Consider the following 14,960-nt stretch of genomic DNA (forward strand, 5'->3'; position numbering starts at 1 on the left):
GTCGTTAACCCTTTGCACTATATTCACCTTGCGCAAAAAGAGCGTGTTCGCTTCGCTCATGTCGCTAACCTTTTGCACGATAATTCACCTTGCGCAAAAAGAGCGTGTTCGTTTCGCTCATGTCGCTAACCTTTTGCACGATATTCACCTTGCGCAAAGGAAACGCCCTCACTTCGTTCGCAGTCGTTAATCCTTTGCACTGTAGCCGAAGGGCCGGCCCCGGTCGATGATAGTGTGGCATTTGCCATGTGAAAGTAGCCGCTACGGAGTAGAACATCCTACTGCGTAGCGCACCAAGCTCCAAATTAAGTAAAAAGCCCATCCAATCGGATGGGCTTTTTGCGTTTTGGGGTTGTAGGTCGTGATAAGCGTAGCGCCATCCGACGTTTAAGAGAGTCCCTCAGCGGTAGCTCAACTGGCTCACTTCACCTTGCGCAAAGGAAACGCCCTCACTTCGTTCGCAGTCGTTAACCCTTTGCACTGTAGCCGAAGGGCCGGCCCCGGTCGATGATAGTGTGGCATTTGCCATGTGAAAGTAGCCACTACGGAGTAGCCACTACGGAGTAGAACATCCTACTGCGTAGCGCACCAAGCTCCTATTAAGTAAAAAGCTCATCCAATCGGATGGGCTTTTTGCGTTTTGGCGTTGTAGGTCGTGATAAGCGTAGCGCCATCCGATGTTTGATAAGGGTGAGGTTCTTTTTGAGGTGAGTCCCTCAGCAGTAGCTAAACCTGCTCACTGCACTGATGCCGCGCGCGTGTGATTTGATCCAATGTACGAAAACTCTATAGTCAATTGTGCGAAAACGGCGAAGTTCGCTGTCGTTAACCCTTTGCATTGTATTTAGACACTTAAATTCTAAAGGCCTTACAAAGGCGCCAATGGAGTGTAGGATTGTTCGAGTATACAAAATAGATCTTACTCATTAGTTATATGTAAAGCCAGCATTCTCGCAATAGAGCATTTCAATAGTTGCAATTGGTATGCGATTTAAATTAAGCTAAATATGAATATATTCATATGGCGATAAAGGAATTGTATAGCGGTCAATAATGCAGTAGACACAGATGTGGCCCGTTGCGTTTCTGAAATCAGTAGCTAGATTTATAGATGTACTTAAAAACTGTTCGAAGGTTGTTGGTATGCGTTAGTCATCGAGCATGTTTATTTGTTCGGCCTATATTGTGCTATGTAAATAAAAGGTGTAGATTGCATGAATACTAATAAAAAAAGTTTTAAAATTTTATCAAAAGCATTGTTAAAACAAGTCTTTGGAGGTAACGGCGGAGCAGGTGGGGGTCATGAGCCACCAGTTACTACTACTGCTACCAAGGTTATCAAGTAGAGGAACAGAGGGTAGAAAAGGAGCTTTGTTGCTATGAATGGCATTTTGGTGCACATAGAATTGACGTTGACGGTTATCAAAATTCTCACGCTTATAGTTCTTGGAGCATTTGGTAAGGATTCTATACGAGCAATGATACTCAACCGCCCAGAGTCGGGCAGTGTAGAGCAGTTCGAACATTCGCTATTTGTTTTTGTATTTACTTCAATGGTATTCCAGCTGATAGCCATTGTCATAAGAGATGTAATATATACTCTTGATGTCGGCGTTCAGGCTGTTCGGCAGATATTTTACATTGGTTTTAGTATTCATGAAGGTTTGTTCATGGTTGCCGTTATCCAATGGCATAACTTTAAGCGGTGTAATTTTGCTAAAATAACGACTTATGGATTCTACGTATCTGGCATGTTAGTAATTCTACTGATGTCACGATATGTGGATCGAGTGGTATTTGGCACGGATGTTCTAAAAGTTATTTATACCCAAATAGTGGTGTTGACCAATGTGTTCATGTGCTTACTAATGGCCGCCTATCCTATGCAAAAATTGCTTCAGTTCATAACCTTTAAATTCAAACCATCTAGTCGCCAATCAGGCGATTAGAATTCACAAAATTCATAAATGTGAAAGTAAAAAAATGAGTGAGGTTCACCGAGGTGAACCTCACTCATTGGGCTAGTAACCTTTTTATCGTTCTGATGCATTAACAGTAGAAGATGTTTGTATTTCTACTTCTTGGCCTGTTGATAGGCGCTCAGCACCACGTACGGCAATAGAATCACCCACCTCTAACACGCTTTCTCCTAAAGGCTTAATCGAAACATATTTACCTTGTCCTTTGCCTACTTCGACTGGGATTTGCTCTGCTTTGTTATCTTTATTTATACGTACCACGTGAACCCCTTGTTTTCTGAGGATTAAAGCATCTCGGTTGACTAGTAACTCAGATTTCCCTGAACTTAGCGGTAAGGATACATCGACTAATTGACCTGCAGCCCAATGCTGCCCAGTTTGTTTTGGTAAAGTAGCTCTAACTTCAAAAGATTGTGAGCGAGGGTCTGTTGCTGGAATAATTGCGGTAATAGTGGTATTTACATGGTTAGAAATATTTGAGTTACTTGCAGCTATCGGTAATGTTAAACCTTTATCAAGACTGCTGAGATATTTCACTGGGACATAGAGTCTGGCCTCTAAGTTGTGAATATCAATTAAGCGTACCAGCTTATCAGCACGATTAACGTCTTGCCCAGAATGACTGAAACGCTCACTTATAACCCCTGAGAAGGGCGCTTTGAGTGTTGAGCGTTCAATCTTATCTGCAATTAGACGTAGCTCTATCTTTGCGAGTTGGATATCTGAGTGTGCAAGATCATGTTGTTGCTTAACTCTATCGACCTGACTTGCTGCAGCACTACTTGTTTTGGCCAGCTGTGTTAAACGCATCAGCTCCTGCTTGTGAAACTGTAAGTTTATCTGGGCTCTATTAAGCATTTCCTGCTGGCGAGCTTGTTCTAGCTCTAATGGTAAGGTATCTATACGTGCTAGTATGTCACCCTTGATAACTATGCTTCCAGGTTCTACAACGAATGTAAGCAGTCCTCCAACTCCAGCCGTGAGAGTTACATCCTGCTTGCCGTATAATGTACCATGTATAAGTAATGAGCTCTTCAATGGTGCCATAGACACTGTCTCGACAGAGACTGGCGACTTTGCGCTTGCGGGTGTCGTAACAGCAACCGCGAATGTAAGCAACATCACGCTGACAACAGTTTTATATGAATGAAAATGTTTCTTAGATAACAACATAATAACTTCTCTATTGGTTGGCAACTAGATTGAGTTTAGGTTGATTGGCCGTAAGACTATTGCCGTCAATGGGGGCTTTGTGCTTTCCCAATTTCAGCAGACTGGGCATAAGTAATAGCGTAAATAAAGCACTTATGGCCATTCCGCCCACAATGACAGTTGCCAACCCGCGGTAAATTTCAGAACCAACCCCTGGCATTAGCATCAGCGGCAGCATTCCAAATAAACTCGTAAGTGTGCTTAGGTAAACAGGGCGAGCACGCAGTAAAACAGCTTGTTGTACGGCATGCTCTCTTGATAATCCAGAGCGTTCAGACGCCCTAGTTTGATCGACTAATAAGATGGCATTATTGACAACTAATCCCAGTAGGATAATAAACCCTATCATGGTGAGCAGATCTAAAGACTGGAAGGTGAATAAGTTGAGTATATATAGCGCAAGCACTCCGCCGGCAATCGCTAATGGCATCACTAGCAGTACTAATAGGCTATCTTTTGCAGATTTGAACAGTGCAGTCATGAGAAGGAACAAGATAAATAGCGCAAGTATAAAGTTGATAGTCATTTCTTCGATTGCAGAGTTCATTTTTTGAGCATTACCTGCGAGTATTGCGCTCGCATTTGCAGGTAAGGAAGCCCTAAGCTTTGGCATAACTTTTTCAGATAGAAGAGCTTGAGCTTCTTGCAAACTCATTTCAGCTGGCGGAGTTACAACAATGGATACGGTCCGCTTCCCGTTGACTCTACGCAGCTGCGTTGGACCAACCGTACGTTCTACCAAAGCGAGTTCTCCAAGAGTTTGAATACCTGAGTTGGGGGTTACGATTGGAAGCGCTTGTAGCTGCTCTGGTGTATCCCAAGTGTTCGCTCTGAGGATCACATTCATTCGCTCATTGCCGTTAAAATACTCGTTTACGAATAGGCCACCGGTAAATGCTTGAACAGCTTGTGCAACGTCATTTCTAGTTAAACCTGCTTGAGTGATGCGCCTATCGTCAGGGTGCAAACGAAGTTCTGGTTCAGCCATATCCAATCTTGGTTGCGGTTGAGCTGTTGCTTTTGGGATGGCGTCTTTGACAGCGGTTAAAGCGACTTGTGCAGCGCTGATCAGGTCATCCATATTTGGGCCTGTCAGATCAATGTTAATAGCACGGCCGTCACCACCGTTTGATACTTGGATCATGGAGCCTCTAAAGAGAAACACTTGGGTATCGGGTAAATCATGGAAAATTTCTCTTCGTGCAACGTCCATTAACTCCTCTACGCGCTGAGGGTCTTGCGAATAGATGAAGCCTCCTGCATCAGAGCCAAAAACATAAAAATTAAAATCTTTAATTTTTGGCATCTTTTCGCCTTCATAATAGGGCATGACTCGCTCTTTTACGCGCCTAGCTATTTCTTCTTCCATAAAACCAATATTGCCGCCCGGTGGTGTATTTAAACTATAAAAGAAGCCATCCGTGGGAGCTCTTGGCATAAAGTCAGTCTGTGGTAGTAAGGTAAATGTGATTATCACAGAGCCACCAAGTAAAGTCGTTATCCAAGCAAGCTGTTTTTTACGGTTGTTGGTTAGGGTCATAATCCATTTAGTGAGCTTTTTCCAGTAATCTAAGTAAGGGTCAACCTTCAGCTCTTTCTCTGGTATATATTTATTGGCTATCGGGATGATAGTTAATGCACAGACGAGCGAAGCAATAACTGCTATTGAAAGCGTTAGTGCTAGGTCAGAAAACAATTGCCCTTCGATACCAGCCATAAACATGATAGGTAGGAATATGGCAACGCTAGTCGCAGTTGAGGCAAATAGCGCGCCCGCAACTTGTGTTGCCCCTCTAAGTGAGGCTTTAACGTTCTCCATGCCTTCACTCTTTAGTCTTGCTATATTCTCCTGAACTATTATTGCTGCATCCAATACTAAGCCTACAGCGAATGCTAGACCGGCAAGAGATACAACATTGAGGCTGCGTTCAAACAAGTTCAACGCAAGAAATGCCATCATTAAAGAGACTGGGATAGTTGCCGCGATGACTAATGTTGCTCTGATCCCTCTAAAAAATAGCCACAAAATACCACATGCCATTAGTACGCCTAAACCAAGATTGCTTTTTACCAGTTGTAGAGCATTACGAATGTGAACCGACGCATCATAGCTAAGCTCAATAGACAGCCCTGCTTCTTTTAGAACACCAGAGTTTAATTCGTTGATAGCCTGATTAATACCATCGAGTACAGCAACAGTATTCGACTCGTTACTTCGAGATATAGTTATGTAATAAGCCGGAGTGCCATTTCTAAGTGTCATTGAGCGCCTATCTGTAACGGTATCTTCTACACTGGCAATGTCACCTAGGTAGATAGGTCTATCGCCAGAATAACCGACTCTCATGCTCGATAAGCTATCAACATCATACTTGCCAGTAAATCTTACCGTGTATTGACGTCTCCCTACATCTGCTATACCACCTGAAACATCAGTGGAGGATGATATTGTACGGCGAATTTGATCCAGACTGATCCCAAATGAAGCGGCTTTATATGGATCAAATGTAACCCTTAACTCTCTTTGCCTTTGACTACTTAAGTTAACATGAGATACGCCTGGTATGCGTGCAAGTCGAGGTTCGATAAAGTCCTCAATTTGTTTTTGGTATATCGCCATGTCAAAGTTATCGCTTTCATAACTCAGAGGTAAAACGAGCAAGGTGGCAGCGGTGGGGCCTCCGGAGCCTGGACCGCCTCCGCCACCGGATGTGACTATCGGATCTGTGGCATCTAGAGGTAAGGGAGGGGCTTGATTGAGGCTTGTCAGTACATCAAGCATCGCTTGTTGCATATCTGCACCCACTGCAAAAGTGAGCGTGATAGTACCATTCCCCTGATTAATCTGTGTATTGACTTCAAGTGCGCCGGGCGTGTTCTTCACCGCATTTTCAATAGGTTCGATGATCATGGACTCGATTTCTTCTGGCGCAGCTTGACGCCACCCCGAATAAATAGTGATCTGAGGTTCCTCAATATCTGGTGTTAATTGGATCGGCAACTTAAAAATACTGATTAAGCCAAATAGCATGATCAGTACTAATATCACCAATACACTTGCAGGGTTTTTAAGCGAACTACGTGTTAAATTCATAACAACATCCAATCTTTTTCTTTACTCGATCAGTATCTAGTAAAAGCAGATGATGCGCTAGCGACTAATTTCCGCTCTATGTGGGACATAGCGACTAACAGCCAATATTTTAAGGTAAATAACTAGGTTGCAATAATTTGTAACGAAATTAGATAATCTGAAATACTTTTAGACACCTAATTTACATATACAAATGGCTGCTATTGAGTATAGATACAAAAAAGAATAGATATGCTGAAAATAATAATAAAGGTACGCAGAGGCGTGTTTTAACTTACGCCCCTCAAAGAGCCTTATGGTTGTGTATCTACCAGTTCAAATTTCGGGTAATGGGCTGGTTTGAAGCGATTAATATTGTATAGAAATCGGCTGTCTTTTACGGGGAGTGTCGCTGAGCCATAATCATATTCGTTGAGTTTAGCTCTTAATGACTGGTTGTTGATCCCATCGCCTTGCATTTCATACCAGCTGATAATATTGGGTGTTACAAAGCGATTATAGCCATTCTCTGCGATTTCTTGATATTTCGCAAATCGTAACGCATGGGTTAATAAACCATCTTTATGGTAAACGATTTTTAAGTGACTATTTTCAAAAGGTAGTTCACTGGCTGACTTGGTATACAGGTCTCCGTGTGCGCTGTAACTGCCATGAGTGACAATGCCATCATGAGTCCATACAGCTGCATACTCCCAGTCATGGCGGTGTCCGCCTCCGAAGTAATTAAATACTTGGTCTTTTTTGAAATATAATGCGTAAAAATGCGCGCAGTACTGTCCTTGAGCGTTAGTGTGACAGGCGTACCTGTGTACGGTATTGGAAGTTCTCAAAAATTGGCTGTCACGGCAATCACCGCCTAAAGTTCCTGATGTTTTGAGCCCAGCATTTTTTTGCCCAGTTCGACTTATACCAGCACTAGGCAAGCAACCGTCACCATCAAAGTCAAATACGGGCTCTGTACCGTTGATAATATAGCTTGGCGGTAGCGCGGTATCTAAAGCTGTAAAGTCATTAGCAAAAGCGTTGTTACCAAAAGAAGGGGTGGTGAGCAATGCACATGTGAAGAGTCTTACTGTTTTTGTCATAATGATAACTCATCGTAAAAATAAAAATTTAGGATAAGTTTTACATGTTACATAAATGCTTTTATTTTGTTAAGTTTAGTGTCTTTATTCTTTGTCGTGAGTTGAGAGTTTGTTCCTAAAGTCGCTTTCTACTATTTTCAAGGCTGCCAAAACCTCTTCTGGCTCAAGTTCGTTTTGCTCAAGTAACATGATAAGGTCAACAGCCAGTTTTACGTGGTTTGGTGCGGTTTCTAGTGGATTATTCATTGAGGTGTTGTTTTCTTTTTTGCGACTTGCTCACTAGCGAACTTGATTGCTTTGTCGACTTGTTGTTCCATAATTATGCGTTCACGTTGCGGTAAATAAAACGCCATATCAACATCATTTCGAATGTAACGAGCGGGTAACTGATTGAGCACAGTGCAGCAGAAGTCAGCCATGACATCTTCGCTGTATTTGTCGTGTAAGTTATGCTCAACAATTTTGTCTAATACTATTTTTTCGTAATAGTTATGTACATCATCATGTAGCTTCATTTTGCTTACCTGCGGCTTTATTACTAACTAATATCTATATCATAATAGCTGGGTTAGCGAGTAGGGCAATAAAAAACTGCTTATGTACATCAACGAGTTGGGCTATATTTTTTTGGTAGCCTCCTCCCATTGCTGCTGCGATCGGAATATCGTGCGCTCGACAGTACTCCAATACAAGTTTATCACGCGCTAATACGCCACCGAGGCTAATGTTAAATAATCCGAGTTCATCTCGCTTATGTATATCGGCACCGGCGTTATATAGTATCAGATCAGGCTTATGCAGACGACATACTAATGATAATGCTTGGTGAACCGTATCCAAATACGTATCATCGTCAGTATTGGTCGAAAGTGGAAAGTCATAATCAGACTGGGCTTTTATTCGCGGAAAGTTTTTTTCACAGTGAATAGAACATGTGACGATGTCTGAGCGCTCAGAAAGTATACTGGCAGTGCCATCACCTTGGTGTACATCACAATCGAAAATAACTATAGTTTCAGCCAGCTCTAATTCTATTATATGGCAAGCGGCCACAGCAAAGTCATTAATGATGCAAAACCCGGCGGCAAAGTCTTTGTGGGCATGGTGATAACCTCCACTTAAGTTAGCTGCAATACCATTTTCTAATGCGTATTTAGCAGCGGCAATGCTTGCCCCTACAGAGAATAAAGTACGTTCAACAAGTTTTTTTGACCATGGGAACCCCATCTTTTTGATTGCGTTTTGAGATAATGTTCCGTTAATAAAGTTCAAGACGTAGTCCCGATCATGACATAGGAATAGGGATTCAAGCGGGGCTTTGTTGGGAGATACAAGCTTACTATGTAATGACAGATCAGATAGTTGGTTTTTTAACATCGCGTATTTGCTTATCGGGAAACGATGTCTAGGTGGAAGTGACAAGGCAGAGTAGGAAGGATGATAAAATAACATTAGCGATTTTGTTGTTTTTCAACTTGCTGGATTTTAACTTCTGTTTCTGAAATGGCTTTTCTACACCGCCCGAGCCTCGCGTGAAGTGCGAGTATCTCTTGGTTTATTTTTTGAGCTTCATCTGTGTTTGCTTTATCTAGCTTTTCTCTGCGCATCTCTATCATTTCTTGCAGCCGACGCTCAAATTCATAATTTTGAGACAACTCCTGATAGAGCTCATGGGAGCTTTGCATGATCTTTTGCACGGCTTTACGATAAACTTTACTTTTTTTACTGAAATTGTTTTTGTTCTCTTTGGCCCACACTGGGGTCGACTTGAGAACTTTTATGATAGCTTCAATTTGTGTTGCGATACGTTGTACAGCAAAACTGTAAGCATGGCGCTTTTCCATCGGCGGTAGATATTTAACTTCGGCTTTAATTTCATCTACATAGTCACATAGTAACAGGCTCTTAGTTGCAAACACAGTACGATCGAATAAGCTAGGTTGTGCTTGAATATAGCGATTTTTATCAAACCACTTTGCATTATCAAACTGTTGGGCCTGCTCACCTAATCTGGCCAGTTGCTGATGTAATTTATCAAGCGCGTTACTCACGATAGATATGCCTCAATGACTAATTTCCCGGCGAGTATTATAACAATAGTGTTGAACAAAGGTTTTATCAGCTTGTTGCCAAATTTAATAGCCGAATGTGCGCCAATCCACGCGCCAAGCATTAAAAACACGCCCATTGAAATACCTAATAGAAAGTTTACATGACCTAGTGCGACAAAAGTAATCAAAGAAATGAAGTTGGAAACAAAGTTCATTGAGCGGGCTAAACCACAGTTTAGCAGCAGGCTCATTTTATAAAGTATGCTGTTGGAGGCGGTCCAAAATGTGCCTGCACCAGGGCCTGCCATACCATCAAAGAAACCCAAGCAGAGCCCCTGTATCCACTGTTTGATTTTTAGGGCTTGTGTAATAGGTGGTAGTGTATGAGATTCCGTTGGGCTTAGTTTACCAAACAAGCTATAACACGCGACTAGAATAATCACTACGGGCAGTAATTTGTTTAAAAACTCAGTGCTGAGAAAATCCACTAAAAGTGTTCCAAGCACGGCACCAATCGCGGTGGCGAAGATGGAAGCGGCCCAAAACCGGGGGTTAAACAATTGCTGGCGGTAGTAGGTTAGGCTGGCAGTAATTGAGCCAAAACTTGCAGCGAGTTTATTGGTGCCTAAGGTAACGTGTGGCGGCAGGCCTGCCGTCAATAAGGCGGGTACAGTAAGCATACCCCCACCACCGGCAATGGCATCAATAAAGCCAGCGGCTAAAGCAACTACACAAAGCAGTCCCCAGGTCATTGGATCGAGCGCAAGTTCAAACATTTAATAATCTATTTGTCTTTTAAATGGAGGCAGCGTATCTAACATGGCTTTACCGTAACGTTTAGTTACTAAGCGCCTATCTAATATGGTAATACGGCCATGATCTGATTCTTTACGCAGCAGTCTACCACAGCTTTGCACTAATTTCTTTGCAGCATCGGGAACGGTTATCGATAAAAATGGATTTCCTCCTTTGCTTTGCACGAACTCTGCCTGTGCTTCTTCAATTGGCGAAGTGGGAACTGCAAATGGAATTTTCGTAATTATGAGATTCTCTAGATATACGCCAGGTAGATCAAGACCTTCTGATAGGCTCTGAGTACCGAATAAGACACTGCCTTTACCTTGATCAATATTGTCTTTGTGAGTTTGTAATAAACTTTCTCTGGATTGCTCACCTTGTACCAAAATTTGCCATCGTTCTTTGCGTAATAATTTTACCACGTGGTCCATTTGCCAATAAGATGCGAATAACACTAGGTTAGCTTTATCGCGTTGCAGGTATTGCGGCAGTGATTTTGCTAGGTAATCACTAAAGGTTTTGTCTGTTGGTTCTACTTCAGCCTTAGGTAAATGCAACGTTGCCTGAGCCGGATAATCAAAAGGAGAGTTAGCCTTGATAAATTTGACACCGGGTTCATTACTTAAACCACTTTCTTTTGCGAAATGATCAAAAGTACCAAGTGCGCTCAAGGTTGCGGAGCAAAGTACTGCCCCAGCGCACTCTCTCCATAGTTTATCTTTGAGATAGTAGCCCACTTCGATTGGGCAGTCGCATAATAGATGATCATGGTGGTGCTTATACTCTAAACGTTTAATCCAACGTGCATGTGGTGTATTTTCTCCCTTGCAAGCATAGCTATACCACAGCTTGTGAAGCTGTTCTAAACGATTAATATATTGTCCACTTTCTCCAAGTAGTGGATCGGCCAAAAAGGGTTTAACATCACCATCGCTAACGTCTAAAGTGAGTGCGTCGTGCATTTTGTTTAGCGCTCGAAGTACATCTTGTGTTGCATCGCTGATGTCTTTAGCTTTAGAAATAAGAGAGTCTGGCACTAACCCATGTTCAAAACGATAGGTATCCTCTTGATTGTAATTAAAGTCTGCGGAATCAAGAATATCTCTCACAGCTTTGAGATCTTTGCTTGCATCATTGGCGGCATCATTGAGTTTAAAGTTTTGACCTATGGCTTTTTGCGAGACAATGGTCGCTGCCATTTTGCCACTAAACTTTAATAACTTTTCGAGCCAGTCGATGGTTCCTTTGATGGTTGCAGCAGCAGAGGAAAAATCTCTGGTGATATGAGGTAAGTGATGAGCCTCGTCAATCACATAAAAAGTGTCGTCTGGCTCGGGTAAAATTTTCCCTCCACCAAGTTCCAGATCAGCAAGCAACAGCGCATGGTTAATTACCAATACGTCCATTTGTGCCATTTTTTGACGTGCCATATGAAACGGGCATAGGTGATGTGATTTCATCTGTCGCTGACAAGCATGTTTATCACAGGCTATTAGGTTCCAGACTCTATCCGGTATGGTGTCGGCCCAACTATCTCTATCACCTTGCCAACGCTTGCCTTGATATGCGCTGTGTAAATCTTTTAGACACTTTTGTTCCATGTCTGATAGTGGAGAAGATAAAGTTGGCATAATAGATAGTTGCATACTGTCTTCATTGAGTGCGGCGTTAAGCTTTTGCACACAAATATAGCGCTGGCGCCCTTTGACTAAATCAAACTTGAAATCAAACCCACAATGCTCCTTAAAAAAGGGCAGTTCTTTATTTATTAACTGTTCTTGCAATGCGACGGTAGCGGTTGAAATGACAAGCTTTTTCTTTTTAGCTAGCGCAGTTGGTAACGCACTTAAGCAATAGGCAAGTGATTTTCCAGTTCCCGTTCCTGCCTCAATCACACAAATACGTTGCGTTTTGTGATATTCCCCCGCCAACGTTTTCGCAATTTCAGCGACCAAGTAATTTTGGCTACTACGCTGACGATATCCATCTAGGCGGTCGGCTATATTTTGATGAGTATGCCGAATGGTCTTTTTGAGAGCGTCTGAAAGCATGTGAATCGCCTAACTTGGATTTATATGTATATAATTACAGTGTCAAAGGGCTATTTTAGATGGGGAACGGATTTGGCACAAGCAGTCTATGCAGGCTTCATATTATCACGGCAGCAGATCAATCACCACGGGCGGCTACAGTTGTGCTATTGGCTTAAAACGGACCAAGGAACAATCAAGGCGTATGTCGATAATGAACAGCCTGTGTTTTTTATACGATACAGCGACCAACAGCAAGCACAGAGTTTGCTTGAACAAGAAAATCTAGAAGTACAGTTTAAGAATGTCGGCTTGAAACACTTCGATCAGGAGGAGATGGTTGCCTGTTACTGTCAAAATACACGCTCTTATCACCAGGCAAAACAAACGTTGAATAACATCGTGAATATGTATGAAGAAGATATTCGGCACTGCGATCGCTTTTTGATGGAGCGCTTTATCCGTGGCGGTGTCTGGATACAGGGTAACGCAGTAATGAAAGAGGGTTATATTGAGATAACTGAAGCTAAGCTAAAAGCACACCGTAGTTATCGCCCCGTCTTTTCTGCGCTTTCATTAGATATTGAATGTAATGGTGATGGTGTTTTGTTTTCTATTGGATTGGCCTGTGAGGATTACCGCAGTGTCATTATGATAGGCGATCCACCTGCTGATAATGATATACCGGAATTTATTCATTGGGTGCCGGATGAGTCTGCTTTGCTATTTGCACTAATGGATAAAGTAAAAAGGCTAGACCCTGATGTGATCATTGGCTGGAACGTGATCGAGTTTGACTTTGTGGTGCTTGCAGAGCGTGCGCAGATGTTAGGTATTGAGCTTATTCTGGGGAAAGATTCTCAGCCAATTGATGTTTATAAAGGGAATTACGTTAGAGTGATGCTCTCGGGGCGTGTGGTAATAGATGGTATCGATACGTTAAAAAATGCTACTTATCACTTTGACAGTTTTCGTTTATCAAACGTAGCAGAAAAAGTCTTGGGCGAGAAAAAGCTCATTGAACAAGATGATAGATTAGAAGAGATCATTCGCCAGTTTAACGAAGATAAACTAAGTCTCGCTGCTTATAATATCAAGGACTGTGAATTAGTATTGGCGATCTTTACTAAATTGAAGCTGCTTGAATTTGCAATAGTGAGAAGTCAGTTAACCGGACTTGAGCTTGAACGAATGGGGGGATCTGTCGCGGCATTTACTAACTTATACTTACCTTTGCTGCACCGTAGCGGTTATGTAGCCCCAAACTTAGGAGAGCATGGCCTTAATTTTGAAAGTCCTGGTGGATACGTGATGGATTCAAAACCTGGGCTGTATAAAAATGTGGCGGTATTAGACTTTAAGAGCCTTTATCCGTCAATTATTCGAACATTTCGTATTGACCCTATGGGCTTAATAGAAGGCCTGAAAGTGCCGCAAGATGCGGTGCCAGGGTTTCATAACGGAGCTTTTTCTAGAACCCTACATCATCTACCAACCTTAGTAGCGGAGTTGTCTGAGGCTCGGCAAAGTGCAAAGCACGCGCGCGACGATATGCTTTCTCAAGCAATCAAAATCATTATGAATAGCCTCTATGGCGTCTTAGGCTCTAAAGGGTGTCGTTTTTATGACCCACGTCTAGCGAGCTCAATCACTTTGAGGGGCCACGAGATTATGCAGACTACGCGAGAGCTGATCGAGAAGCAAGGCTTAGAGGTAATCTATGGCGATACAGATTCTACATTTGTAAAGTTACCGGATGAGTGGGAGGCTGATAAATGCGAAGCCGAAGCGATAGCTTTGGTGGGTGCGGTGAATAAGTATTGGGAGCAAGAATGCTGCTCTACCTTTAATTTATGCAGTTATCTAGAAATTGAGTTTGAGACACTGTATCACACCTTTTTTATGCCTACGATTAGGGGGCAAGCGGTTGGTTCTAAAAAACGTTATGTCGGTGAAGTGTATGTAAACGGCGAACCAACGCTGGTTTTCAAAGGAATGGAAAGTGTTCGAAGTGACTGGACCGAAATAGCAAAAAAATATCAGCAAGATATTATTCGAGCATTGTTTGATGGGGATTGTGTATTGCGTATAACGAAAAGGTACATAGATGCAATACGTGCTGGTGAAGTTGATAGCTTGTTGCGTTATTCGAAACGCCTGGGTCAACCTCTGGAAGACTACACGAAAACTGTGCCACCTCATGTCAAGGCCGCTCGACTTTCTGTGTTGAATAATCAGAGTCGAAATTTATCTAAAGGTAGCATTATCAGCTATTACATGACCAATAAAGGGCCTGTTATGCACCTCGACGACAGTAAGATAGACTATGAGCACTACATAGAAAAACAGATTTACCCTATTTTGATGATGATACCTGATTACGAAAATGTTCTTTTTCAGTTAACAGAACAGCGCTTTTTTTCTTTTTGAGATCAAATATATGTTTAATATTTGTTTAACTTATGTTGTACCTGATTGTGGGAATTTATAAAAATTAAATAATTTGCGGTTGACGCTAACGTCAATGCTTGTTTAATATTCATGGTGAATGTTGCATGAGTGCAACTTCCCATAAGGGCAAAGCCCATAAAAAATTACAAGCTACTAACAAGTAGTCCAGGGAGATACAAATGTTAAATAGTAAAGTTTCAAAAGCGGTTCGCTTAGCAATCGCGTTTGGCGCTGCTTCTACGGCTGCGTTTTCTGCGAAC

General features: G+C 42.2%; 12 protein-coding genes. 3 read left to right on the top strand and 9 right to left on the bottom strand.

Translation table 11 applies throughout. From position 1 onward, the window contains the following. Positions 1 to 1,214 precede the first annotated feature (1,214 nt). Complete coding sequence (locus tag BIW53_RS21165) at positions 1,215 to 1,346, top strand: hypothetical protein (protein WP_281179843.1); 132 nt, start codon at positions 1,215 to 1,217, stop codon at positions 1,344 to 1,346. Positions 1,347 to 1,379: 33 nt separating this feature from the next. Continuing rightward, on the top strand, positions 1,380 to 1,949 hold the full coding sequence (locus BIW53_RS00695) for a hypothetical protein (protein WP_070989674.1): 570 nt from the start codon (positions 1,380 to 1,382) through the stop codon (positions 1,947 to 1,949). Positions 1,950 to 2,033: 84 nt separating this feature from the next. Here BIW53_RS00695 and BIW53_RS00700 read toward each other — a convergent pair whose 3' ends face one another. The 9 genes from BIW53_RS00700 to dinG all read right to left on the bottom strand — a co-directional run bounded on the left by BIW53_RS00700 (position 2,034) and on the right by dinG (position 12,270). Continuing rightward, complete coding sequence (locus BIW53_RS00700; RefSeq protein ID WP_070989676.1) at positions 2,034 to 3,152, bottom strand: efflux RND transporter periplasmic adaptor subunit; 1,119 nt, start codon at positions 3,150 to 3,152, stop codon at positions 2,034 to 2,036. Between the two features lie 10 nt (positions 3,153 to 3,162). Continuing rightward, the gene (locus BIW53_RS00705; protein WP_070989678.1) at positions 3,163 to 6,285 is read right to left on the bottom strand and encodes an efflux RND transporter permease subunit; all 3,123 of its coding nucleotides are present in this window, start codon (positions 6,283 to 6,285) and stop codon (positions 3,163 to 3,165) included. A gap of 293 nt (positions 6,286 to 6,578) precedes the next feature. Then, positions 6,579 to 7,370 carry an NPP1 family protein gene (locus BIW53_RS00710; RefSeq protein ID WP_070989680.1) on the bottom strand — a complete coding sequence of 264 codons (792 nt, stop codon included), beginning with the start codon at positions 7,368 to 7,370 and terminating at the stop codon, positions 6,579 to 6,581. Between the two features lie 84 nt (positions 7,371 to 7,454). After that, the gene (rsmS, locus tag BIW53_RS20460; protein WP_084228022.1) at positions 7,455 to 7,616 is read right to left on the bottom strand and encodes a pleiotropic regulatory protein RsmS; all 162 of its coding nucleotides are present in this window, start codon (positions 7,614 to 7,616) and stop codon (positions 7,455 to 7,457) included. Further along, complete coding sequence (locus BIW53_RS00715) at positions 7,613 to 7,885, bottom strand: late competence development ComFB family protein (RefSeq protein ID WP_070989682.1); 273 nt, start codon at positions 7,883 to 7,885, stop codon at positions 7,613 to 7,615. Before BIW53_RS00715 ends, rsmS begins: the two co-directional genes overlap by 4 nt. A 34-nt stretch (positions 7,886 to 7,919) precedes the next feature. Then, positions 7,920 to 8,822 carry a histone deacetylase family protein gene (locus BIW53_RS00720; protein ID WP_070989685.1) on the bottom strand — a complete coding sequence of 301 codons (903 nt, stop codon included), beginning with the start codon at positions 8,820 to 8,822 and terminating at the stop codon, positions 7,920 to 7,922. Continuing rightward, positions 8,822 to 9,424 carry a primosomal replication protein gene (locus BIW53_RS00725; RefSeq protein WP_070989688.1) on the bottom strand — a complete coding sequence of 201 codons (603 nt, stop codon included), beginning with the start codon at positions 9,422 to 9,424 and terminating at the stop codon, positions 8,822 to 8,824. The genes BIW53_RS00720 and BIW53_RS00725 overlap by 1 nt, the downstream gene beginning before the upstream one ends. Then, on the bottom strand, positions 9,418 to 10,197 hold the full coding sequence (locus BIW53_RS00730) for a TSUP family transporter (RefSeq protein WP_070989689.1): 780 nt from the start codon (positions 10,195 to 10,197) through the stop codon (positions 9,418 to 9,420). Before BIW53_RS00730 ends, BIW53_RS00725 begins: the two co-directional genes overlap by 7 nt. Next, positions 10,198 to 12,270: an ATP-dependent DNA helicase DinG gene (gene dinG, locus BIW53_RS00735; RefSeq protein ID WP_070989691.1), complete on the bottom strand. Its 2,073-nt coding sequence runs from the start codon at positions 12,268 to 12,270 to the stop codon at positions 10,198 to 10,200. Between the two features lie 24 nt (positions 12,271 to 12,294). Here dinG and BIW53_RS00740 point away from each other — a divergent pair, with 24 nt between their 5' ends. Then, positions 12,295 to 14,679 (top strand): DNA polymerase II, encoded by a 2,385-nt coding sequence (locus BIW53_RS00740; RefSeq protein WP_245699322.1) that lies wholly within the window; start codon positions 12,295 to 12,297, stop codon positions 14,677 to 14,679. The last annotated feature ends 281 nt before the right edge of the window (positions 14,680 to 14,960 follow it).

The organism is Pseudoalteromonas byunsanensis (assembly GCF_001854475.1).
GTDB classification, from domain to species: domain Bacteria; phylum Pseudomonadota; class Gammaproteobacteria; order Enterobacterales; family Alteromonadaceae; genus Pseudoalteromonas; species Pseudoalteromonas byunsanensis.

What these genes read in the sequence shown, in the direction of transcription:
- rsmS (WP_084228022.1), bottom strand. Translation starts at nt 7,616, where the DNA reads ATGAATAATCCACTAGAAACCGCACCAAACCACGTAAAACTGGCTGTT.
- BIW53_RS00740 (WP_245699322.1), top strand. Translation starts at nt 12,295, where the DNA reads ATGTATATAATTACAGTGTCAAAGGGCTATTTTAGATGGGGAACGGAT.
- BIW53_RS00700 (WP_070989676.1), bottom strand. Translation starts at nt 3,152, where the DNA reads ATGTTGTTATCTAAGAAACATTTTCATTCATATAAAACTGTTGTCAGC.
- BIW53_RS00720 (WP_070989685.1), bottom strand. Translation starts at nt 8,822, where the DNA reads ATGTTATTTTATCATCCTTCCTACTCTGCCTTGTCACTTCCACCTAGA.
- BIW53_RS00715 (WP_070989682.1), bottom strand. Translation starts at nt 7,885, where the DNA reads ATGAAGCTACATGATGATGTACATAACTATTACGAAAAAATAGTATTA.
- dinG (WP_070989691.1), bottom strand. Translation starts at nt 12,270, where the DNA reads ATGCTTTCAGACGCTCTCAAAAAGACCATTCGGCATACTCATCAAAAT.
- BIW53_RS00695 (WP_070989674.1), top strand. Translation starts at nt 1,380, where the DNA reads ATGAATGGCATTTTGGTGCACATAGAATTGACGTTGACGGTTATCAAA.
- BIW53_RS00705 (WP_070989678.1), bottom strand. Translation starts at nt 6,285, where the DNA reads ATGAATTTAACACGTAGTTCGCTTAAAAACCCTGCAAGTGTATTGGTG.
- BIW53_RS21165 (WP_281179843.1), top strand. Translation starts at nt 1,215, where the DNA reads ATGAATACTAATAAAAAAAGTTTTAAAATTTTATCAAAAGCATTGTTA.
- BIW53_RS00710 (WP_070989680.1), bottom strand. Translation starts at nt 7,370, where the DNA reads ATGACAAAAACAGTAAGACTCTTCACATGTGCATTGCTCACCACCCCT.
- BIW53_RS00730 (WP_070989689.1), bottom strand. Translation starts at nt 10,197, where the DNA reads ATGTTTGAACTTGCGCTCGATCCAATGACCTGGGGACTGCTTTGTGTA.